23 protein-coding genes are annotated in these 23,009 nt (G+C 46.4%); 15 read left to right on the top strand and 8 right to left on the bottom strand.

Annotated features, from left to right (window positions below; all coding sequences use genetic code 11):
* The first annotated feature begins 8 nt into the window (after positions 1–8).
* The 3 genes from AC1DFM_RS25455 (at position 9) to apaG (ending at position 1,737) form a co-directional block, all read left to right on the top strand.
* Positions 9–953: a DUF5777 family beta-barrel protein gene (locus AC1DFM_RS25455; protein ID WP_477079591.1), complete on the top strand. Its 945-nt coding sequence runs from the start codon at positions 9–11 to the stop codon at positions 951–953.
* Positions 941–1,267 carry a DUF4157 domain-containing protein gene (locus AC1DFM_RS25460; protein WP_477079592.1) on the top strand — a complete coding sequence of 109 codons (327 nt, stop codon included), beginning with the start codon at positions 941–943 and terminating at the stop codon, positions 1,265–1,267. The genes AC1DFM_RS25455 and AC1DFM_RS25460 overlap by 13 nt, the downstream gene beginning before the upstream one ends.
* A gap of 83 nt (positions 1,268–1,350) precedes the next feature.
* Positions 1,351–1,737 carry a Co2+/Mg2+ efflux protein ApaG gene (apaG, locus tag AC1DFM_RS25465; protein WP_106526994.1) on the top strand — a complete coding sequence of 129 codons (387 nt, stop codon included), beginning with the start codon at positions 1,351–1,353 and terminating at the stop codon, positions 1,735–1,737.
* A gap of 26 nt (positions 1,738–1,763) precedes the next feature.
* Here the strand turns inward: apaG and gldB are convergent, their stop codons facing one another.
* Entirely contained in the window at positions 1,764–2,801 is a 1,038-nt protein-coding gene (gene gldB / locus AC1DFM_RS25470) for a gliding motility lipoprotein GldB (RefSeq protein ID WP_477079593.1), read from the bottom strand.
* Positions 2,802–2,875: 74 nt separating this feature from the next.
* Here gldB and AC1DFM_RS25475 point away from each other — a divergent pair, with 74 nt between their 5' ends.
* The 6 genes from AC1DFM_RS25475 (at position 2,876) to AC1DFM_RS25500 (ending at position 9,283) form a co-directional block, all read left to right on the top strand.
* Positions 2,876–3,565 carry a porin family protein gene (locus AC1DFM_RS25475; protein WP_477079594.1) on the top strand — a complete coding sequence of 230 codons (690 nt, stop codon included), beginning with the start codon at positions 2,876–2,878 and terminating at the stop codon, positions 3,563–3,565.
* An 86-nt stretch (positions 3,566–3,651) separates the two neighbouring features.
* Complete coding sequence (locus tag AC1DFM_RS25480) at positions 3,652–5,319, top strand: NAD+ synthase (protein WP_477079595.1); 1,668 nt, start codon at positions 3,652–3,654, stop codon at positions 5,317–5,319.
* A 140-nt stretch (positions 5,320–5,459) separates the two neighbouring features.
* Positions 5,460–6,728, top strand: coding sequence for a serine--tRNA ligase (gene serS, locus AC1DFM_RS25485; RefSeq protein ID WP_477079596.1), 1,269 nt, complete (start codon positions 5,460–5,462; stop codon positions 6,726–6,728).
* A gap of 131 nt (positions 6,729–6,859) precedes the next feature.
* A complete protein-coding gene (locus tag AC1DFM_RS25490; protein ID WP_477079597.1) occupies positions 6,860–7,408 on the top strand; it encodes an N-acetyltransferase family protein in 549 nt (182 codons plus the stop codon).
* A gap of 43 nt (positions 7,409–7,451) precedes the next feature.
* Positions 7,452–8,537, top strand: coding sequence for a ThiF family adenylyltransferase (locus AC1DFM_RS25495; RefSeq protein WP_477079598.1), 1,086 nt, complete (start codon positions 7,452–7,454; stop codon positions 8,535–8,537).
* A 2-nt stretch (positions 8,538–8,539) separates the two neighbouring features.
* On the top strand, positions 8,540–9,283 hold the full coding sequence (locus tag AC1DFM_RS25500; protein ID WP_477079599.1) for a sulfite exporter TauE/SafE family protein: 744 nt from the start codon (positions 8,540–8,542) through the stop codon (positions 9,281–9,283).
* A gap of 1 nt (position 9,284) precedes the next feature.
* Here the strand turns inward: AC1DFM_RS25500 and moaA are convergent, their stop codons facing one another.
* Both moaA and AC1DFM_RS25510 read right to left on the bottom strand, forming a co-directional pair.
* Positions 9,285–10,256 (bottom strand): GTP 3',8-cyclase MoaA, encoded by a 972-nt coding sequence (gene moaA / locus AC1DFM_RS25505; protein ID WP_477079600.1) that lies wholly within the window; start codon positions 10,254–10,256, stop codon positions 9,285–9,287.
* A gap of 4 nt (positions 10,257–10,260) precedes the next feature.
* Positions 10,261–10,632: a DUF7009 family protein gene (locus tag AC1DFM_RS25510; RefSeq protein WP_477079601.1), complete on the bottom strand. Its 372-nt coding sequence runs from the start codon at positions 10,630–10,632 to the stop codon at positions 10,261–10,263.
* Positions 10,633–10,712: 80 nt separating this feature from the next.
* Between AC1DFM_RS25510 and moaD the strand changes: the two genes are divergently transcribed.
* Entirely contained in the window at positions 10,713–10,946 is a 234-nt protein-coding gene (moaD, locus tag AC1DFM_RS25515; protein WP_477079602.1) for a molybdopterin converting factor subunit 1, read from the top strand.
* A gap of 47 nt (positions 10,947–10,993) precedes the next feature.
* On the top strand, positions 10,994–11,398 hold the full coding sequence (locus tag AC1DFM_RS25520) for a molybdenum cofactor biosynthesis protein MoaE (protein WP_477079603.1): 405 nt from the start codon (positions 10,994–10,996) through the stop codon (positions 11,396–11,398).
* A 31-nt stretch (positions 11,399–11,429) separates the two neighbouring features.
* Here the strand turns inward: AC1DFM_RS25520 and AC1DFM_RS25525 are convergent, their stop codons facing one another.
* Together AC1DFM_RS25525 and moaC are read right to left on the bottom strand one after the other, a co-directional pair.
* Entirely contained in the window at positions 11,430–12,062 is a 633-nt protein-coding gene (locus AC1DFM_RS25525) for an NTP transferase domain-containing protein (protein WP_477079604.1), read from the bottom strand.
* Positions 12,046–12,531: a cyclic pyranopterin monophosphate synthase MoaC gene (gene moaC / locus AC1DFM_RS25530; protein WP_477079605.1), complete on the bottom strand. Its 486-nt coding sequence runs from the start codon at positions 12,529–12,531 to the stop codon at positions 12,046–12,048. The genes AC1DFM_RS25525 and moaC overlap by 17 nt, the downstream gene beginning before the upstream one ends.
* A 47-nt stretch (positions 12,532–12,578) precedes the next feature.
* Between moaC and AC1DFM_RS25535 the strand changes: the two genes are divergently transcribed.
* The 3 genes from AC1DFM_RS25535 (at position 12,579) to AC1DFM_RS25545 (ending at position 16,653) form a co-directional block, all read left to right on the top strand.
* Positions 12,579–13,787, top strand: a complete 1,209-nt coding sequence (locus AC1DFM_RS25535) for a molybdopterin molybdotransferase MoeA (protein ID WP_477079606.1) — start codon at positions 12,579–12,581, stop codon at positions 13,785–13,787.
* A gap of 135 nt (positions 13,788–13,922) precedes the next feature.
* A complete protein-coding gene (locus AC1DFM_RS25540) occupies positions 13,923–15,371 on the top strand; it encodes a DUF1800 domain-containing protein (protein WP_477079607.1) in 1,449 nt (482 codons plus the stop codon).
* Between the two features lie 76 nt (positions 15,372–15,447).
* Complete coding sequence (locus AC1DFM_RS25545; protein WP_477079608.1) at positions 15,448–16,653, top strand: DUF1501 domain-containing protein; 1,206 nt, start codon at positions 15,448–15,450, stop codon at positions 16,651–16,653.
* A gap of 116 nt (positions 16,654–16,769) precedes the next feature.
* Here the strand turns inward: AC1DFM_RS25545 and AC1DFM_RS25550 are convergent, their stop codons facing one another.
* The 3 genes from AC1DFM_RS25550 to AC1DFM_RS25560 all read right to left on the bottom strand — a co-directional run bounded on the left by AC1DFM_RS25550 (position 16,770) and on the right by AC1DFM_RS25560 (position 21,374).
* On the bottom strand, positions 16,770–17,282 hold the full coding sequence (locus tag AC1DFM_RS25550) for a hypothetical protein (RefSeq protein WP_477079609.1): 513 nt from the start codon (positions 17,280–17,282) through the stop codon (positions 16,770–16,772).
* Positions 17,283–17,410: 128 nt separating this feature from the next.
* A complete protein-coding gene (locus AC1DFM_RS25555; protein WP_477079610.1) occupies positions 17,411–19,459 on the bottom strand; it encodes an OPT family oligopeptide transporter in 2,049 nt (682 codons plus the stop codon).
* A gap of 190 nt (positions 19,460–19,649) precedes the next feature.
* A complete protein-coding gene (locus AC1DFM_RS25560) occupies positions 19,650–21,374 on the bottom strand; it encodes a peptide MFS transporter (RefSeq protein WP_477079611.1) in 1,725 nt (574 codons plus the stop codon).
* 168 nt (positions 21,375–21,542) lie between these two features.
* On the opposite strand from AC1DFM_RS25560, the gene purD reads away from it, so the two are divergent.
* Positions 21,543–22,820: a phosphoribosylamine--glycine ligase gene (gene purD / locus AC1DFM_RS25565; protein WP_477079612.1), complete on the top strand. Its 1,278-nt coding sequence runs from the start codon at positions 21,543–21,545 to the stop codon at positions 22,818–22,820.
* Positions 22,821–23,009: the final 189 nt, after the last annotated feature.

Raw genomic sequence — 23,009 nt, forward strand, 5'->3', positions numbered from 1 at the left:
TTTTTTCTATGAAAATAGTCTCCATCATATTGTTAGGCTGCATGATCAGCTGGCAGGCATCCGCACAAGGCAGCCTCGACAAACTCTTCGATTCTACCGGTGTTACCCATACCAAAGTGCGGGACACGTACAAATCTACCCGTATTGTACAGGGACAATCTACCGAAATGCTCCGCAAACATGAGCTGGATTTCCGGGTGGCACACCGCTTCGGCGACGCTGGTGGCGAATTTGGAGGCTCCAAAACATTTTTCGGCACCGATAATTCTACGGATATCCGCATTGCTTTTGAATATGGTATCAGTGATAACCTGATGGTGGGTATCAGTAGAAGCAAGGGCAGCGGGGACTTACAGCAGTTATATGAAGGACTGGTGAAGTACCGGTTTTTGCAACAAACAACGGATAATCACATTCCGGTATCGCTGGCGGTATTTGGTAATGCGGTGATCAGCGGAATGCCATCTAATGCGGATATTACGTCTGCCGCGCACTTCGCGGATGGGTCAGACCGGTTGATGTACGTGGCGCAGGCCCTGGTATCCCGGAAGTTTGCCGACCGGTTATCGCTTACGCTGATGCCTACTTATGTACATCGCAATCATGTGAGTTACCTGGATATGAATAATATGTTTGCGCTGGGGGCTGCCGGCCGTCTGAAACTCAGCAAGCGCCTGGGTTTACTGGCGGAATATTATTATCCGTTCCGGACATCTGAAAGCAAGGACTACTTTAAATCCCAGGGTACCAAGTTCTATAACCCGCTGGGGCTGGGCCTGGAAATAGAAACCGGCGGCCACGTATTCAGTATTACCTTTACCAACTCCACTGCTATCCTGGAAAACCAGTTTATTCCTGCTACTACTACCTCCTGGCTGCAGGGACAATTCCGCTGGGGATTCAATATTTCCCGTAGATTTACGTTATTCGGGAAGAAAGATTGGAAAAAATAAGATGCCGCATACATGAAAATTCCTGGTTAGCCAAAATTGCGGCCCGCTCCATGCGGGTGCAGTCTGTAGCCATGGTCCTGGGACGCACCATCCACTTGTATGGAGCGTCCCGGGAACGCTTTTTATCAGATGTTTCCTGGATGAGACATGAAGCCTGCCATGTGAAACAGTACCAGCAGTTGGGCTTTTATGGTTTTTTATGGAAATATCTGGCACAATACCTGCGTAAAGGCTATTATAACAACGAGTTGGAAGTGGCGGCAAGAGCTTCGGAAGGAGATCCCGACATACTCAACGATATTGAAATAGTTTAAAGAATCGTTAAAGTAGGGGTTCCGGTATATTTTTTCCAACCACTGGTTTTATTTTTCTTATTTTTACGTTAAAGGTTGATTTTATGGTTAAGAAGGTAACAGAGGGCATCACCATCAGCGTGGAAACATTCTACCAGCCGGATTATTCTAATCCTATTGGAAGCGAATTCATGTTTGCTTACCGTATTACCATCGAAAACAATAACACTTTCCCTATTAAACTGCTCCGCCGGCATTGGTATATTATCGATTCCAACGGAACACACCGCGAGGTGGAGGGAGAAGGTGTGGTAGGTGTACAACCATTGCTGGCCCCCGGTGAAACATACCAATACGTCTCGGGATCGAATCTTCGCACGGAGATCGGTAAGATGTACGGTACTTATCAAATGGAAAACCAACTGGATAAGAAGATACTGGAAGTTAAAATTCCGGAGTTCCAGATGGTGGTTCCATTCAAATTAAACTAGTTCCTGTCTTCGTTTAGCCTGTAAATCTATCGGGGCCTGTATTTTGAGGCTTTGAACAATTCCATTACATCTTTGGATTCCATCAATTGCTGCAAGGTAACTTCCTTGTGATCTTCCATGTATTTTTTCACAATCTGCCAGCCCACAAAATTGGCAATTTTACCAGGTGATCCTTCGGGCATTCCTTGTGTAGACGGGCCGTCACCTGTAAAATGAGTGATCTGCTGCCAATCGGTGGAGTATACCAGGTTATTTTGTATGAAAAACTGCCAGATCATTTGCTCGTTGTCGCGGCACCAGTCCAGCTGACTTTTCGTATATCCCAGCTTGATAGTATCCGGCGTTTCCGGTAATACTTTATCCAGGAAATACTGTTGCTTACCGGCTTCCATTATCTGTTCAATGAGGTTGCCGTTTTTCCGGGCAGGTGGATACATTTGTTGCTGAATCACCTGCATACAGTTCACGGTTACATATTGTGGGGTAAACCGATGAATCATATAATCCGGATAGTCAGGGATCATGGCATAAGGAGGAAAGTCTTCTCCCATATACATATCCAGTCCGATACCGAGTATAGAATCTACTGTAATGGCACCATAATTGGCTATTCCGGAAATGAAGGTGACCACTTTAGGGGTACGAAACGAAGGAATATAGTATTTAGTATACCGGAAACACTGTTCCAGCTCAGCTTTCAGCTTGTCGCCGGTACCATATTTGGCGGCCACTGCTTTTTCCAGCTGACGAAAATCTGGTGTGGTGAGGAAAAGATGTAATTGCTGTTGTACCGCTGCGCTGCTGTCGGAATAGGCGCCCAGGTTCATGATATCCGTTACATACAGGGGCAGGAACACGGGATAAGCGGCATGTAGCTTTGCCAGTCCGGGCTGCATCTGGTTGGTATCAATGGTAAACAGGGCGGAGTCGAAGCGCGACCAACTAACGGTCATGGGTATATGACTTACATCCGGTGCTTTTTTACCGGAATTACAGGCTGCAGTGGCTAACAGGGCCACGAAGCAACTTATCAGCAGGGTATATTTATTAATGTAACTTTGCATCGCTCTTAAAACTCATCTAAGGTAAAATTATTATTTACCTTGTATTATAAAAAATTACGAACTAGCATCATACTATGAAGAAGATCATCATTTTGCTGACTATTATGGGCATAGCGAAGGCAGGTATGGCACAGGAAGGCTATCGGACTTTCAGGAACAAAACAATAAAGTTGGGCTTTACGGTAAGTCCGCTGGTGTCTATTCTGAAACCGCAGGAATCCGGTGTAAATCGCAGTGCTGCCAAAGCAGGATTGAATTTCGGGCTGATGGCTGATTTAAACCTGAACGATAGAGGCACCTATGCGCTGTCGTCGGGCTTCCAGGTGTTGCTGGCCGGCAGCAAACTCAAGTATGATGCGGGAAAAGGACTCAATGATTATAAAGCCAATCCGGCTGAATATAATATGAAGCTCACCTACATTGAAATTCCGGTGGCGCTGAAGTTGAAATCCAATACAGAACAGGAAGGGGTTGACTTCTGGGGAGAATTTGGTACCTACTTTGATTTTCCGGTGAGTGGCCGGGCTAACGTGGTATCTATGGGTTCCACCTACGACCGCGTAAATATATTACCGGAAATGAACCGGATCAATGTAGGAATGTTATTGGGTGCAGGGGTAGAATATCCACTGGGCAATAACCTGAAAGGCATGGCTGGTATCACGTATCAGAACGGATTTGTAGATGTAACCCGCAACGCAAAATGGAACGACGGAAGGGTAAATATGAATAGCTTTGCACTCAGATTAGGGGTGTTTTTCTAGCTGTTAGCCATTAGCTGTTAGCTATTAGATATTCGCTTCAATAGCTTTTTGCTTTTCGCTTTATGCTTTCTGCTAAAAAAAAATTTATGAAAATTATACTGGCACAACAGAATTATCATATCGGCAATTTTGAGAAAAATACGGCCAAAATCATTGACGGGATTAACGCTGCTAAAGCACAGGGCGCTGACCTGGTGGTGTTTTCCGAATTATCTGTTTGTGGATACCCTCCACGCGATTTCCTGGAATTTGAAGATTTTATCGCACAATGCCATCATGCCATTGATGTGATTAAAGCACATACAAAAGATATCGCCGTATTAGTAGGCGCCCCTGCCCATAACCCCCAGCGGGAGGGCAAGGACCTGTTTAATGCTGCCTGGTTTTTATATGAAGGAGAAATAAAGCAGGTAGTGCACAAAACACTGCTGCCTACTTACGATGTATTTGACGAATATCGCTACTTTGAACCTGCGTACGAGTGGAACATCATTCCTTTCAAAGGTAAAAAGCTGGCAGTAACGATTTGTGAAGACATCTGGAACCTGGGTGATAACCCGCTATATCGCATCTGTCCGATGGATCAGCTGATTGCGCAGGAGCCGGATGTGATGATTAACCTGTCTGCCTCTCCCTTTGACTATGAGCATGATGAAGATAGAAAGTCCATCATTCTGGCTAATGTATTAAAGTATAAATTACCATTGCTATACTGCAATACCGTAGGTTCCCAAACGGAAATTGTGTTTGACGGCGGTTCCCTCATCTATGATGGAAAGGGTAATATCGTAAAGCAGTTACCTTACTTTGAGGAGGCTATGGGCGCCATTACGCTGGAAGAGCTGACACACAGCCAATTGCCGCCTATACAGCCCCGGGAAGCGGCTCCATTAACGGAGTTGCTGTTTGATCATAATATTGATCGCATTTATGATGCCCTGGTAATGGGTATCCGGGATTATTTTGGGAAGATGGGTTTTACCAAAGCCATCCTCGGATCTTCAGGCGGGATCGACAGCGCTGTTACTTTGGCTATTGCCTGCGATGCGCTGGGTAAAGACAATGTAAGGGCCGTGCTGATGCCGTCTCCCTACTCTACTGAACATTCTGTAGATGATGCCGTAGCCTTGTCTAAGAACCTGGGCAACCCTTACGACATTATTCGGATCAATGATATTTACGAAAGTTTCTTAACCACGCTGGAGCCGTATTTCAAAGGATTACCGTTTAACGTGGCGGAAGAAAATACACAGTCCCGCATCCGTGGTAACCTGCTGATGGGCTTATCGAATAAATTCGGGTATATCCTGCTGAATACTTCTAACAAAAGTGAGTTGTCTACCGGATATGGTACCTTATATGGAGATATGGCCGGAGGATTGTCTGTTTTGGGAGATGTGTACAAAATGCAGGTATATTCTCTGGCCCGGTATATTAACCGGCAAAAGGAAATTATACCAGTGAATATCATTGACAAAGCGCCATCTGCGGAGTTGCGCCCTGATCAGAAAGACAGCGACAGCTTACCGGATTACGCTATACTCGATAAAATCCTTTATCAGTACATAGAGCGCCGTCAGGGGCCTAAAGAAATAGTAGCAAAGGGCTTTGACTCGGCATTGGTTTCGCGGGCCTTAAAAATGGTAAATACCAATGAATACAAGCGGAATCAATTCTGCCCTATTATCCGGGTATCTTCCAAAGCCTTTGGTGTAGGAAGGAGAATGCCGATAGTGGGTAAATATCTGAGTTAAGCTGAAAGCAGAAAGCCGAAAGCAAAAAGCTATTGCCCTGGGATAGTTATCGCATTAATCATTCGCGGTAATAGCTTTATGCTTTGTGCTTTCTGCCTTCTGCTCTTTTATTATCTTTGCTAAAATTTGAACAAAATCACATGTTACAAGTACCGTTTATACGTCAAAATAAAGAGTTTGTCTTAGAGCGTCTGGCCTTTAAAAACTTTAAGGACCTCGATGTAGTGGAAGAAGTGTTGGCACTGGACGACAAGCGCAAAAAATTAACCCTCGAATACGATGATACACAGGCGCAGGTAAATAGCTTATCCAAAGAAATAGGTAAGCTGATGGGCCAGGGTAAAAAGGAAGAAGGAGAAGCGCAACGCGCTGCTGTAGCCGCTTTGAAAGAGCGTCTCGGACCAGTGAATGAAGAACTGAATGCTACAGAAAAAGCATTGCATGAGGCACTGGTAAAACTCCCGAACCTGCCAGCTTCCATGGTACCTGCCGGTAAAACACCGGAAGAAAACGTGGAAGTGCGTGGCGGTGGCAAAATCCCCGAGCTGTATGATGGCGCCGTTCCTCACTGGGACCTGGCCAAACAGTACGACCTGATTGACTTTGAGCTGGGTAATAAAATCACTGGTAGTGGTTTCCCGGTATTCAAAAACAAGGGCGCCCGTTTGCAACGTGCACTGATACAGTATTTCCTGGATTATAACACTGCTAATGGTTATACCGAGTATGCACCGCCTTACATGGTAAATGAAGCATCTGCCTATGGTACCGGTCAGTTGCCGGATAAAGAAGGCCAGATGTATCATGCCACAGAGGATAACTATTACCTCATTCCTACAGCGGAAGTACCGGTAACGAACATCTACCGCGATGAAATCGTAAAAGATACAGATCTGCCTATCAAAATGACCGCCTATACGCCTTGTTTCCGCCGTGAAGCAGGATCTTATGGTAAAGATGTACGCGGATTAAATCGGGTACACCAGTTTGATAAAGTAGAAATTGTACAGTTAGTACATCCGGATAAGTCTTTTGAGGCACTGGACGAAATGATTGCACATGTGGAAAAACTGCTGAATCAGCTGGAGCTGCCTTATCGTATACTGCGTTTATGCGCCGGCGATATGAGCTTCACTTCTGCGATCACTTACGATTTTGAAGTATATAGCGCTGCGCAGCAGAAATGGCTGGAAGTAAGCTCTGTGAGCAACTTCGAGGCATATCAGACAAATCGCATGAAAATACGCTTCAAAGAAAATAATGGTAAACCACAGCTGGCGCATTCCCTGAATGGCAGCTCCCTGGCATTGCCGCGCATTCTGGCCTGCCTGCTGGAAAATAACCAGACTATTGAAGGCATACAGATACCTACTGCGCTGCAGAGCTATTATGGTAGCCATATGATATAGATAGCTGCTAGCTACTAGCTATTAGCTGTTAGTACGGATTTGTGGGCAGATAGTAATGGGATGATATTGATCTCTTGTTATCTGTTTATAAATCCGTACTGCTTTTTCCAATGGCCCGTCAAAGCCTTTTTATGAAACATTTCCTGCCCAACGGCGATGAACTCATCATTCGTCCTCCCGAAATCAATGATGCCGCCGCTTTGCTAGCCAGCTTTCAACGCCTGACGGCGGAAACGGAGAACCTGCTTTTTACCCACTCCGAATCCCTGGAGCTGGATACCCACTCTGAAGAAGATTACATTGAATCCTATCTCCATAATCCGCATCAACTACTGCTGGTAGCCACCGTTAAAGGCCGCATTATTGGCTCTGTAAATGTGAACCACAGCGGTTTGCATAAGAAAGCCCACACCGCCGAAATGGGAATCGCCGTAGAACGTCCCTGGCAGAATATGGGTATCGGCCGCCGGTTAATCACCGCTATGTTGCGTTGGGCCGAAGGTCGCCCCGGACTGGCCATGATTTATCTCCATGTTTTTTCGCCCAATGAAAAAGCGATGCAATTGTACCGCAACTTCGGATTCCAGGAGTGCGGACGGCAGCCTGCAGCTATTCTGCTGAAAAATGGCGCTTATGCTGACCTGGTAACGATGTACCTGCAAATAAAACCATTGCCATAATTTCTCCCGAATACGATTAATTTTAACGTCTAAATGAATCAGCATGGATCGATATGACCGTCAGACCCGTTTGGAAGGATTTGGACCACAGAAACAGGCATTACTGCAACAGGCGAAAGTACTCGTAATCGGCGCTGGTGGCCTCGGCGTACCGGTGCTGCAATACCTCACCGCCATGGGCGTGGGCACTATCGGAATAGTAGAGCATGATACCGTGAATGTGACCAACCTGCAACGGCAGGTGCTGTATACTACCGCCGATCAGGGCGCGTCTAAAGTACAAACCGCTGCTGCCCGCCTGCAACAACTGAACCCCGAAGTAAAACATATTATACACGACACCTGGCTGACTACGGATAACGCGTTGAACTTGTTCCGTGCCTACGATGTGATAGTGGATTGCTCTGATAATTTTGGTACCCGCTACCTCGTGAATGATGCCTGCGTGATCACCGGCAAACCGCTGGTGTATGGCGCTATCTACAAGTATGAAGGACAGGTAAGTGTATTTAACTATCAGGAAGGCGCCACCTATCGTTGTATTTTCCCGGAAGCGCCGGAAAGCGGGGAAATGCTGAATTGCAACGACATTGGCGTGTTGGGCGTGTTACCCGGGCTTATTGGTTGCTACCAGGCCAACGAAACCGTGAAAGTGATCACCGGCATAGGTACGCCACTGCGTAATCAACTCCTGACCATCGATACCTTGCATAATACCCAAATGGTGTTTAATATTACACCGATAGCAGCCAATCGTCAGATAACTATGCTGCAACAAAATTATCAACAAACAGTTTGCGAAGTGAATAGCGTACAATCCTTATCTGTAGAACAATTGGCCGAATGGCTGCAAAAAGATACCCGCTTTATGCTGCTCGATGTACGGGAAGATGATGAATGGGAAATATGCCATATTTCGCAGTCGGTGCATATCCCAATGGGACGTGTATTACAGCAAACAGCCGCTTTGCCGGCGGATGCCCCTATCGCGGTGCTTTGTCACCATGGTATGCGAAGCCGCGCGGTAGCGCAGCGTTTAACAGACCTGGGTTTCAATCAGGTATACAATGTAGAAGGCGGTATTCATGCCTGGGCTAGTACTATTGACGATCAGATGCAAACTTATTAACGGTGATCACAGAACTCTGTTTACTTTTTTTTCTGGTAGCCCTGGCTTATTCAGCAGCAGGCTTTGGCGGTGGTTCCAGCTATCTCGCTATCCTGGCTTTGTGGAGTGTGGATTTTCAGCTAATGAAATCCACGGCGCTGATATGTAACGTAGCAGTAGTGATTGGTGGTGTATATCATTTTTACAGAAGTGGGCATCTACCGCTGAAAAAGGCCTGGCAGCTATCTTTGGTAAGTGTGCCACTGGCTTTCCTGGGAAGTTATTTGCCGATGAAGCAGGCCACTTTTTTCCTCGTATTAGGTATTGCATTAACGCTGGCCGCGTTGGTCATGTGTTATCGGTTGTTTTTTGAAAAAGAAGAGCCGATTATTCCGGCGGATAAAGAAAAAGGAATGGCTTATGGTATTATCGGCGGCGCCATTGGCTTGTTATCAGGTATGACGGGCATTGGCGGCGGTATTTACTTATCGCCGGTACTGCGTTTAGGTAAGTATGATACGGCAAAAAATATAGCAGGGTTAAGCAGCTTTTTTATACTCGTGAACTCTATTGCCGGTTTAGCCGGACAAGCTGCCAAACATGCAATTATATTTGACTGGAAATTTACGGGACCCTTACTGCTGGCGGTCATTGCCGGCGGACAAATAGGCGCGCTACTCAGTGCAAAAATATTGAAACCAAGATGGGTGGCTGGTGCTACGGCGATTTTAATTTTATATGCCGGTGTGAGAATGTTGATTAAGTAAGTTAACCTCCTATAACAGACATGCTCTCCATATTTTTTTCGGTATGATGCCGCTCTGCGGCAAATCCATCTGCAAACCGGCCATGGATGGCCGCTTGTATTGCAGGTAGTACTGCTGATATATCGTGTTGCAGTAGTTCCTTTACATGTAATACATCGTTGCCATAGAGGCAGGTTTTAACGCTACCGGTGGCGGATATACGAATACGGTTGCAGGTACCGCAAAATGTTCTGCTATAAGCGGGAATTACGCCAATAGTGCCTTTATGCCCTGGAATGCTGTAGTTGAGCGAAGTGGCGTGTGGGGCGTCATCTGATTTTTGCAGCGTATATACGTCGCTGATAGTATCCAATATTTTATGATAGTTCCAGGTGATGCCGGAAAAGCTATGTCCCTGGCCGTTGAAAGGCATTTCTTCTATAAATCTTACCGCCAGTGCATTGTCGCGGGTGAGTGCAGCGAACGTCGTTAGCTCATCGGTATTCACATTTTCCATTACTACGGCGTTGATTTTTACGTGCATATTATGCAGCAGTAAACTTTGGAGTGTATCCATGACCGTAGTAAACCGGTTGCGCCGGGTAATTTGCGTAAAACGCTCTGCCTGCAAGGTATCCAGGCTCAGGTTGATGTTGGTAATACCCAACTGTTGCAGTGCAGGAATAAATGGCTGAGTGAGCACGCCATTGGTAGTAATGGCAATTTCACGGATGCCGGGTATTGACTTTATTTTTTCCAGCAAGGCCATCAAACCCGGACGGAGGAAAGGTTCGCCGCCGGTAATTCTTACTTTGGAGATGCCTGCCGCCGCCAGTATTTGCAACAGGGAAATGATCTCCTGATCTGTTAACAGAGATGCCCGCTGTACAAAACGCATGTTCTCCGGCATACAGTAGGTGCAGCGGAGATTGCACCGGTCTGTTACCGATAGTCTGACGTAATCAATGGTGCGATGATGGGCATCTGTGAGCATTTTATCAGCAATTTTGGCCAGCCATTGGGTTATCGAACGACTGACTTTCGTCTTCGTTTCTTTCAGTGAGGCATTTGAAATCTTTTTCTACCAGGATTTTCAGTTCTGATCCGTCGGTATTGGGTAGTATCAGTTCAAATCCAACCTGATCGGGTGCATACCATTCGGTAAGACGGGTGTTGGGTAGCAACAGATGCACACCATCATGTTCCAGTTTAATCACCGGATCAGTAATGTCTTTTCCACGAACACAAAAATGCAGGGTACCCGCACCTATGTGGGTGATAGATTCCACTTTACCAGTGGATTCCAGTAGTTCTATATCCGTCTTATCCAGGCGATACCTGATGCTGTTGCCTCTTAGCCGTATTTTCATAAAAAATGATTTAAGCGCCGGTATTAAAATTACTACTTTATCGGGGCTATATTGTAGTTTTAACCAACAATTTAACGACTATGGGGATATTATTGTTTGGGGCAGCAAAGGACATTGCCGGTGTACCGGTGTTGGAAAAACCCGCGCATATCAATGATGTAGCGGCGTTGAAAGCCTGGCTCTATGAAGTATATCCTTCCCTGCAACAACTGAAATCCATGATGATAGCGGTGAATCGTAGTTATGCTACAGATGTGCAGGTCCTCAGCGATCAGGATGAAATAGCCGTCATTCCGCCGGTAAGCGGTGGTTGAGGCAACCATGGCAGGTACAAGTAGTTAGTAGTTTTAGCAGCAAAAAAATGGATGTATTAATCAATATCAAAGGAGTGATTACCGTGCAGGAAGCACTGGATTTTATACAATCGCCGGAATGTGGCGGCCAGGTGATTTTTAGCGGCACGGTACGGAATCATACGCAGCAAAGAGCCGTACTAAAACTGTTTTACGAGTGTTATGAAGCAATGGCCATTTCTGAAATGGAAAAAATTGCGGCGCAGGTAAAAGAAAAGTGGGCCATTCAAAAACTGGCCATGCTGCATGCTGTAGGAGATAAATACCCCGGAGATATTGCCGTAGTAATCGCTGTGGCGTCTGCGCATCGCGGTATTGCGTTTGACGCCTGTGAATATGTAATAGATACGTTGAAAGAAACAGTACCTATCTGGAAAAAAGAGTTTTTTGCAGATGGAGAAATCGGCGCATAAGCTGGAATACGTACCCGGCGCGATGTTTCAACTAAATACTATCCTGCATAAAAAGGATACTGTCTCCMTATAATCCCAAATTTAAAAATATAGTCGCTTTTTCTTCGGGTGTATTGGCATTGAATTGCTCTGTGGCATAAGGATTTTCCAGCAGGGCAATTTCCGTGTTCAGCATGGTTTTGCGCGGACAATTTTTGCCGGCAGCTACATTCTGCGCCAGCAGTGTTAATCCGGCAGGTTCCCAGATAGCGATTAATGGCTCTGGCAGCTGGTTAAAGGGGCTTACAAAAGTAGTGGCGGCCTTACTGGTATCTCTAGATTGGACGAGTAATGCCAGGCTTTGTTGGCTGATCAGTGGCAGGTCGCAGGCAATCACGAGCCAGGCAGTATTGGGCTGGAGCGCATGCGCACTCAGTAACCCGGCGGAAGGGCCACCATAGGGAACTGTATCAGGTATCAGATAAGGATGGGCGTTAAAATTCTCCCGTTGTTCTTCTCTACAGGAAATATATACTTCAGGCAGCAGGGATTGTAGCAGATGCACCAGGTATCGCCATTGCGGCATGCCGTGGTAGGCAATGCTGCTTTTATCTTCCTGCATACGGGTGCTAAAGCCACCGCAGAGCACTAAACCTTTTAAGGGTGCTTTATCTTGTATAGTCATGTTTGCCGCCGGTTTTGCTGATCAGTTTGGTTTCGCGTATTACCATCTCTTGTGTCAGCGCTTTACACATATCATAAATCGTGAGTGCGGCAACGCTGGCGCCGGTGAGCGCTTCCATTTCCACGCCTGTTTTGCCGGTAGTTTTTACGGTACAACGGATCACTGCTTCTGTGTTTTCCAGTTGTATGTTTACATCGCAGCCGTCCAGCAGTAAGGTATGACAAAGCGGGATCAGTTCCGGTGTTTTTTTGGCGGCCATAATACCTGCAATGATGGCGGTTTGAAATACGCCACCCTTGCGGGTTTGGATGTCGTGCCCCTGAAATTGATCACGCACTACCTGCGGTAAAAAAACACGACTCTCGGCAATGGCTATACGATAAGTATCCAGTTTGCCGCTAATATCTACCATTGCCGGTTGACCGGTTTCGTTCAGGTGAGAAAAACCACCACTTGATTCATTGGACATAAAAGCCTAAATTTAAAGCAATTCACCTTTTACAAAAGTAATTTAAAATGATGTTGACTGTTGCTGCTGCATATAAAGCCGTTATGCAAACTGTGCGGGATCTGGGTACGGAAACGATCCCTTTCGAATCCGCCACCGGCCGTATTTTGCGGGAGCCTATATTGGCCGACAGGCCTTTCCCGCCGTTTGATCGGATTACGATGGATGGCATTGCCGTGAACTACGAAAGTTTTGCACGGGGGCAACATATTTTTGGGGTGGAAGATATACAAGCTGCGGGTACACCGCAGTTACAGCTTTCTAATACCGCCAACTGCATAGAAGTGATGACCGGCGCCATATTGCCGGATATGACAGATACCGTTATTCCTTACGAACACCTGACCGCTTCCGAGCATGAAGGGTTTCGGCGGTTCACGGTGCATAAAACGGTGAAGCAGGGACAAAACATTCACAGAATAGGATCAGACATCGCTACAGGTGCGGTACTCATCCCCTCCGGTACGCTCATTGGTCCCGCTGAAGCGGGTGTGTTGGCTACTGTAGGGAAAACTACCGTACAGGTGAGTAAACAGCCCCGGGTGGTACTTATTGCCACCGGGAACGAGTTAGTGCCGGTACATACCACGCCCGCGCTGCACCAGGTGAGGATGTCTAACGTGTACAGTATGCTGGCTTCGCTGGAACAAATGGGCATCAAAGCCCGCTACATACACCTGCCGGATGAGGAAGCCGCTATGCAGGAACAGCTGCAGGCATTGCTGGCCGAAACAGATATCTGGATTAGCTCCGGTGCAGTGAGTGCCGGTAAATTTGATTATCTCCCCACGGTATTACAACAGTTGGGCATGCAACAGGTATTTCATAAAGTACAACAGCGGCCGGGAAAACCTTTCCTGTTCGGGCATTTCAGCAATGGTCCGGTAGTGTTTGCCTTACCCGGTAATCCTGTATCAGGGTTTATGTGTTTTTACCGCTATGTACAATCCTGGATAAACGCCGCTATGGGCGCTACTTTACCAGCGCCCGTCTATGCACAGCTATCGGAGAAAGTGACTTTTGATGCGGCATTGGAATATTATTTGCCCGTAAAGCTGCAATCGTCCCCAGATGGCAGGATGATGGCTATTCCGCAGCCCTACCAGGGTTCCGGCGATCTGGCCAGTTTGTTAAAAGCCGATGCCTTTTTAACCTTGCCATTGGAAGACAATATTTTTGAAAAAGGGAATAGTTATCAAGTGTGGAAATTTCGCTGAGCGGTATTTCATTTACAACAGTCAGGCATATACGTTAACACCGCAAATATTCCGCAGTCGCTGGTTTCTGCGCGCGCGTCCTTCACCCGTTAAACCCGTCCTTCATTTAATAGTCTTATTATAAATTAAATGCTTATGGCAGAAGTTGCCCACAAAATTCAGTTGCAACACCTTGCCTGGCGCGCTGGCTTTGGAGAAACCCTTCCCGTTATCTCAGAATGGGACAGCCGTAGACGAAAAGAACTCGTGAATAGAGTACTCATTGGCCACACCAGGAAACACATGACATCCGTGGACGTCATGGATGCGGATGATTTTCCGGATACGAAGAAGCGTAAAAATATGACGCCGGAAGAAAGGAAGAAAGTGCAGGAAATGAACAACCAGGGTATCAAAGACCTCAACGTGGCCTGGGTAACTTCCATGATCAATACAGAACATCCGCTGCGTGAGAAAATGAGCCTTTTCTGGCACGGGCATTTTGCTTGCCGCACACAAGATATATTGTACAATCAACAGCTGTTGGGTGTTATCAGAGACCATGCCCTGGGCGATTTCGGCGATCTGTTAAGCGCCGTATCCAAAAGCCCGGCGATGCTGCAGTTCCTGAATAATCAACAAAACCGCAAACAACATCCCAATGAAAACTTCGCCCGTGAGGTAATGGAATTATTCACATTAGGCAGAGGGAATTATTCTGAAAAAGATGTGAAAGAAGGCGCCAGAGCCTTCACCGGATGGGGATTTGATGAGCAGGGTAATTTCGTATTCCGCGACAAACAACACGATGATGGCGTTAAAACATTCCTTGGTAAACAGGGGAATTTTAATGGAGATGATGTACTGAAAATACTATTAGAGCAAAAGCAGACCGCCAGGTTTATTACCACAAAAATTTACCAGTACTTCGTCAGTGAAAACGTGGATCAGCTGCTGGTGCAGGACCTGTCGGAGAAGTTCTATCACTCCGGCTACGACATCAAATCTTTGATGCGGGAAATATTTATGGCCGACTGGTTTTACGACAGCAGTATTGTAGGGAATCGTATTAAATCGCCGATAGAGCTGCTGGTGGGTATTCGCCGCACCATTCCCATGACTTTCGAGAAGGAAGAAACCATGCTGCTGTTTCAACGGGTGTTGGGACAACTGCTTTTTTATCCGCCTAACGTAGCCGGGTGGCCCGGCGGGCGTAACTGGATTGATAGCTCCAGCCTGATGTTCCGGCTGCGGGTGCCACAGGTTATTTTATATTCTCAGGCATTTAATGTGATGCCAAAAGAACTAACACCCGAAATGGGCGAAGGCAGTAATTATAAGATGACCCTGCAAATCAATGATTTTCTCAAGAATCAATTTTCGAAAAAAGTGAAAGCTACCATCGACTGGAACCCTTATATACAGGGATTCAGCGAGGTGCCGCGTGAAAATCTGGCCAATGAAATTGCGGGTATTCTGCTGCAACAATCCAATCAGATTAACCGGCCCATGCTGGAGAAATATGCGGATAGCAGCAGTCGTGAAAACTATATTAAAACGGTGACCATTGATGTAATGAGCACACCGGAATATCAATTGTGTTAGCTGTTAGCCATTAGCTCTTAGCTTTTAGCAAGCGAAGAGTTAAATGCTAACAGCTAATAGCTAAAAGCTAAAAGCTATGTTAATTCTCAATAGGCGTCGTTTTTTACAGGTAGGTTCATTGGCCTCGGCAGCCGTGATGATGCCTAAGTTTCTGAAAGCGCTGGAACGCGGAGAACTCGTACCTCCCGGCAACAAAGTATTGGTAGTTGTCCAGTTATCTGGCGGTAATGATGGTTTGAACACCATTATTCCTTACCGGAATGATATCTATTATATGATGCGCCCGCAATTGGGGATCAAGAAAGACGCAGCGTTGCGGCTGGACGATAACCTGGGCATACATCCTGCACTAAAGGGATTGAAAGGATTGTATGATGATGGCTGCCTGGGTGTTCTCAACAACGTAGGATATCCTAATCCGGACCGGTCGCATTTTCGTTCCATGGATATCTGGCATTCTGCCAGCCAGTCCAACGAATACTGGTCTGATGGCTGGATAGGCCGTTATCTGGATGCGCAATGTAAAGGCTGTGATAAGCCTACACAGGCGCTTGAAATAGATGACACGTTGAGCCTCGCATTGAAGGGGGATAATGATAAAGGATTGGCGGTTACTGATCCGGCGCGGCTTTTCGGCACCAGCAACGACAAGTATTTCAAGGATCTTATGCAGCAGCGCAAGCCTGCGGATGATCACCACAGCAATGTGGATTACCTGTATAAAACAATGGGAGAAACCATTTCTTCGGCTGCTTATATTCAACAACAGTTTAAGACATATAAATCTACCGAAGCCTATCCCAACACTGAGCTGGGAAAGAACATGCGCACCATTGCCAACCTCATCATGTCTGACATCAATACAAAAGTGTACTACGTATCGCATGGCAGTTTTGATACCCATGTCAATCAACAGGACCAGCAGACACGCCTCTTTGGCCAGTTGAGTGATGCGTTGACGGTATTCACCGGTGACCTCAAAAAGAATAACCGCTTCCAGGATGTAGTGGTAATGACGTTCTCAGAATTTGGACGCAGGGTGAGTCAGAATGCCAGTGGTGGCACTGATCACGGAACGGCCAACAACATGTTTCTCGTAGGTGGCGGCTTAAAGCAGCCCGGTATTATTAATGATGGACCGGATTTGATGAATTTGAGAGAAGGGGATTTGCAGTATAAAGTTGATTTTAAGAGCGTATATGCGACCCTGTTAAATAAGTGGCTGGGAGCGGATGACAGGGCTATTTTGCGACAACAGTATCCACATATGGAATTTGTTTAGCGCATAAAGCTGAAAGCACAAAGCATAAAGCTATTGAGGCGAATGATCAAAGCGAAAAATAATCGCTTAGGTCATTCGCCTCAATAGCTTTATGCTTTGTGCTTTCAGCTTTATGCTTATTGACTTATCTGTGTAATAGTTGTTCTGAAAGAACCGTCTCTCACGCCGCGTGGGCCGCCTACACCAGTGGTCTCTTTCAACGTGCCGCTAAACGTGCCTTCCACCATCATATTATCGATACGCGTAATGGTGATATAGAAATCTGTGCTGCCTTCGGAGGTGAGGGTGGCATAGCTGCTATTCAACATGATGAGCAGGCTGTTTCCTTTTTTGGTGGCCGGATAAGTGCCAGGTGTAAAAGGCAATGTGGGGGTGGCCAGTGTAAAAGACATTTGATCGCCTCCATAAGTTTGTCCGGAAATAACCATGCGGGGGTAGTCATTGTTAGGATCATTATCCGTAAAGTTTGGAACATAGATAATGCCTTTAGGGGTTTCTCCCAGGTAAATCCGGTTATCCAGTTTCATTGACACATATTTACGGTTGCGGCTATCATCTTTTTTATCTTTCGAGCAGGAAACGGTCAGCAATACAATGGAGCTGAGCAGCGCCGTGACTAATATACGCATAGGTTATATTATAAACAGTTTTAATTATTCAGCGACTAAATTAATCATTTAAATACAAAAACGGATGCCGGTAAAGGATTGTTACACCCACTTACCGGCATCGCCTCATAACTTGAAAAGTTGGCTAATTATGCTTTACGTGCGGTACGGTATAAATACCAGCCCATAAACGCAAAAAAGGCACAACCTATTATGTAATATCCTCCTTGTCCCAACATATTACTCAGGAATCCCTGCATATTCAGTTTGGCCAACACTTCCGAAGAGGAGTCGAATCCGGCGAGGATGGCAATGATAACGCCTGCCACGGCTCCTCCGGCCACCAACCCCGTTGCAAAGAGGTTGCCTTTACCCAGTTCTTCTTCTTCCGGAGAAACTGTTTTATTTGCTTTCTTTTGTTTGTAATCCACCACTCCACGAATAGCGCCCCCTACAAAGATGGGCAACGTAGTAGACAGTGGCAGGTAAGCACCTACGGCGAAAGACAATGAGTTTACACCGCACAGCTCCATCACAACAGACAAGAATACGCCTACCAATACAAATTGCCAGTCGAGGTTAAACGACAGAATACCTTTTGCCAGTGTAGCCATGAGCGTGCCCTGAGGTGCCGGATAGTAGGAGGTGCCGATCGCATGATCTTTTACACCATGTGCAATCATATCTGCCGTAGGCTTATCCAAAAACTTCACCGTTAAACCAATAACAATAGAAGATACAATGGCGCCAATAAATAATGCCAGCTGCTGATACATAGGCGTGGCGCCTACAATGTAACCGGATTTCAGATCCTGTGAAGTACCACCTGCATTAGCGGCAGCAATACAGATCATACCACCCACTACCAGTGCCATTGGCTCATATACTTTTCCGGTCCAGCCCACTGCAATAAACACCAGGCAGGTACCMATCAGCGTAGCGATGGTCATACCAGAAATAGGATTGTTGGAAGAGCCGATCAGGCCTACAATGCGGCTGGATACGGTAACAAAGAATGCACCGAATACCACCACCAGTAAACCTACCAGTAATTTTTTGCTGATAGAATCGCCTGGCAGCTGTGGCAGGAAAGCCATCAACAGGATGAGGGCAATACTACCAAATAATACCACTTTCAGGCTAAGGTCCTTCTCTGTTCTTGGTACACTGCCTTGGGTACCGGTACTGTCGGCACTACCCTTTACAGCGCCAATGCTGCCTTTGAAAGAAGAAATAATAGTAGGAATAGTTTTCAACAGCGTGATGAAACCACCGGCTGCTACTGCGCCAGCGCCGATTTGTCGTACGTACGCATAATAAATGGCTGCGGAATAATCTGTAAAGGTATGCGTGAGCGGGTCCCAGTTTCCTTGTCCGCCGGGTGTTTGCAGGTTGGCCAGATAGCCTATTTTCACCAGTTGGGTAGCCACCATATCTGCCGGCAACAGGGAAGCCAGCAAAGGAATGAGCGCCAGCCAGGAGAGTACCCCACCAGCTACCAGTACGCCCGCAATGCGGGGACCGATGATATAACCCACACCCATATACTCTGGTGTGATATCACCACTGAGTTTGGCAGAAGGAAAGAATTTGCTGGCCTGTTTGGTCATGTATTCCGGGGTTTCCGCAATCACATGAAAGATCTTTTGAAAAGCGGCGTAGGCGAAAGCGAAGCCCAGTCCGTAGAAAGCTGTTTTGGCGAAGTCCCCTCCCTTCTCTCCGGCAATGAGTACATCACCACAGGCGGTACCTTCCGGATAAGGCAGGGTTTTATGTTCTTTTACAATCAATGATTTCCTCAGGGGAATCATCATCAGTGTACCCAGGATACCACCGAAGATGGCGAGGATCAGGATGGTGAAGTAATTGAAGAACTGGGCGCCGCCCCCATCGCTGAGGAACAGAAAGCCAGGTAATGTAAACACCACCCCTGCCGCAATAGACTCACCCGCAGAGCCGGTAGTCTGGATGATATTGTTTTCAAGAATGGTGGTGTTGAAAAATTTTCTTCCTAAAGTAATGGCAATAACGGCGATAGGGATAGAAGCAGAAACCGTTAAACCTGCTTTCAGCGCCAGGTATACGGTGGCAGCGCCGAAGATAATACCGAAGATACAACCCAGTAAAATGGATTTGAGGGTGAACTCCTTCATTTGTGCGCCCGGTGGAACGAACGGCTTAAAGTTAATGTCAGACATAAATGTATTTATAAATTACAGTGGAATGTTCTGGTCTATAATTTAGTGAAAGATACTGTTTTGGCTGTGCAATGATACTAAATAGTAGGATAACCGGTATGGTACATCCGCCATCGGCGCGGATGAAATAAAAGAGGGAAGCAGATAATACCTGCTTCCCTCTTTTTAATGATATAATATAAACTGTTGCTTATCTGACACCGTTCATCCATTTTTTCAGGAAGCCGGAAGACAGGAAAAGCAATACGGCAGCCGCTCCTGGCAGGATCACAAATACCATGAAGAACTCATAGAGGTTGTGAATGGTAAAGCCTGCGAAAGTAGGGTAATGCGCATCCAGTTTCAGGTCTTTTAATTTATCCAGTTGCTGGGCAGTAGCGGTGATAGTACCATCCAGGATGCCTTTCAGGTCAATACCGTTTTTGGTAGCCAGTGCGTATTTATCCATAGTAGGTGGCAGCAAAGCGCCAAGCGTACCAGCCAGTGCATAACCAGCGGCATTCGCCAGGAACCATACCCCCATCAGCAGGGAAGAGAAACGGTGAGGCGCCAGTTTAGCTACCAGTGATAAACCGATAGGCGACAAGCACAATTCACCCAGCGTATGGAACAGGTACATCAGGATTAACCAGCTTACACCGAGCTTTTCGTTGGCACCCAGGCTCTTCATCTGCCAGGCAATAATTAAGAAGCCAAAGGCCAGTAAAGCGAGTCCCAGTGATTGTTTAATTGGAGAGATAGGTTCGAGGTCGCGTTTCTGCAATTTCACCCATAACCAGCTGAAAGGCAGTGCAAATACGATGATGAAGATAGAGTTGGCGTTTTGTACCAGGCTTGGTGGCATGTCCCAGCCAAGGAGGCGACGATCTGTTTGATAGTCAGCAATAAAGGTGAGGGAAGAGCCAGCCTGTTCAAAACAAGCCCAGAAGAAGATCACAAAGAAGGCCACAAAGTAGATCACCGTGATTCTTTGTCTTTCTACTTTGGTAATAGATTTATCGGTCAGGATCAATACAGCAAGGCTGATACCGGAGGCATAGATAAAGGGGTATACCCATTCTTTAATGACATCGTGGTCGTCGGAGAGTGACAGGTAGTGGATACCTGCGAAGAGGACCACCAATAAACCCAGTACGCTGAGGATAGCGCCGGAAGTGAATTTGGCTTTGTCTGATTCACCGGTAGCGGTAGTACCGGTAGATTTGGAGAAGTCAGGTTTACCTCCAATAGCCTGGCCGGCAGGCGTTACTACGTATTTGTCTTTCAGGAAGTAAAAGAGCACAGTACCAAGGAACATAGCGATACTGGCAGCGAGGAAGCCCCATTTGAAGGCGCTTACAATTCTAACACCAGTTGCTTCAATCTTCACATCGCCGAGGATCGGGCAAATGGACATACCCAGGAAGGCGCCCATATTGATACCCATGTAAAAGATGGTGAAGGCAGAATCGAGGCGGCTGTCGTTTTTAGGATACAGCTGACCCACCATAGAAGAGATGTTGGGTTTGAAGAAGCCGTTACCGATGATGATGACAAAAAGTGCCAGCCACACGATTAATTTAGCTGTTGCAATGTCGGTGGCGTATAGCATACCGCTTAATACCATCAGCAGTTGTCCCACACCCATTGTAAAACCTCCTAATATAATGCAGTTCCTGTTTCCGAGGTACCTATCGGAGATGTATCCGCCAAGCATTGGGGTCAGGTAACATAAACCGAGGAATCCTCCGTACATAATGGAAGATTGTTTTTCAGAGAAAGCCAGTGCGTTTACCAGGAAGAGCGTTAATAACGCCCGCATACCATAAAAGTTGAACCGTTCCCACATCTCCGTGGCAAATAATACCCTAAGACCTTTAGGGTGGCCCTTTTCCGAGGCAATAGGGGACTCTTGTGCAACAGCAGTTTGCATCATAAATTGGTTAGTTTTAGCAATAGTTGTTTAGATTTCGAGAACCTTTAAATGTGGCAAGTTAAATAAAATCAGTTATTCGCGTAAAAAAATGGTATAAATGCTCATTTTTTGCGCTTTTTTGATCTTTCTTTGCATTTTCTTTCGCATCTGCATTTATAGGCAATTCATATGAACATACTATTACTTGGAAGTGGTGGTCGGGAACACGCACTGGCCCTTAAAATGTCACAAAGCCCGCTTTGCGGTCAACTGTTTATTGCGCCGGGTAACGCCGGAACCGCTCAATGTGGGCAGAACGTAAACATGGGCGTGAGTGAATTTGAGAAGATAAAGTCCTTTTGCCTGGACAACGCTATTGATCTGGTGATGCCGGGATCTGAAGAAGCCCTGGTAAACGGGATCTACGACTTTTTCAAGAAAGACCCTGCTCTGCAGCATATCCCGGTAATGGGACCTTCACAGGAAGGCGCCCAGCTGGAAGGTAGTAAGGCGTATGCGAAACTTTTCATGGAGCGACATAAGATCCCTACTGCGGGCTATCGCGAGTTCAATGCCTCCAATTATGAGGAAGGATTGGCGTATATTCAACAGCACTCCTTACCAATTGTATTGAAAGCCGATGGTCTGGCAGCTGGTAAAGGTGTAGTGATCACTACCTCTTATGAAGAAGCAGTAGAAGAATTTCAGCAGATGATTAAGTCTGCCAAATTCGGGGATGCCAGCAAAACGGTGGTGATAGAGGAGTTCCTTACAGGTATAGAATTATCGGTGTTTGCCATTACTGACGGGCATTCTTATAAAATATTACCGGAAGCAAAAGACTATAAACGTATTGGCGAAGGCGACAAAGGTCTGAATACGGGTGGTATGGGCGCGGTGTCTCCTGTACCCTTTGCAGATGCTGCTTTCATGAAGAAAGTAGAAGATAAAGTGATCAGACCTACTATTGACGGCTTATCGAAAGAAGGAATTGTATATTACGGTTTCGTCTTTTTTGGCTTGATTAATGTAGGAGGGGAGCCGTTTGTAATTGAGTATAACTGTCGCATGGGTGACCCGGAAACGGAGGTAGTAATGCCTCGTTTAAAGAATGATTTACTGGAGTTGTTTAATGCTGTATCAGCTGGAAAGCTGAATGAACAAACAATTTACGCTGATGAGCGTGCGGCCGCTACCGTTATGCTGGTATCGGCTGGTTATCCGGAAGCGTATGAAAAGAATAAGGTAATCAATGGTATTCCGGCTCCGGGCCGCGACCAGATTGTGTTCCATGCCGGTACCCGGCAGGATGGCAACGAGGTGCTGACCAATGGAGGCCGTGTACTGGCCATTACTTCACTGGCCGCCAACCTGTCGATGGCACTGGCTCACTCTGTACAAACAGCCGAGCAGATTACATTTGACGGGAAAGGATATCGCCGGGATATCGGATATGAATTTGTGTAGCTTTTAGCCATTAGCTGTTAGCTATTAGGGATTTAAGCGAATCCGGATAGGCTAACAGCTGATAGCTAAAGGCTAGAAGTTATCTACAGTAGGGAGGACTGGTACAGGACATTTGAAAAGCGGGACTTGTAAAGGCGCAATTTTAGGCAGTAGGAACAATTAAAACGGGTTAATCCCGTTCATCTGGTC

The sequence above is a fragment of the Chitinophaga sp. 05T412 genome, assembly GCF_056396465.1.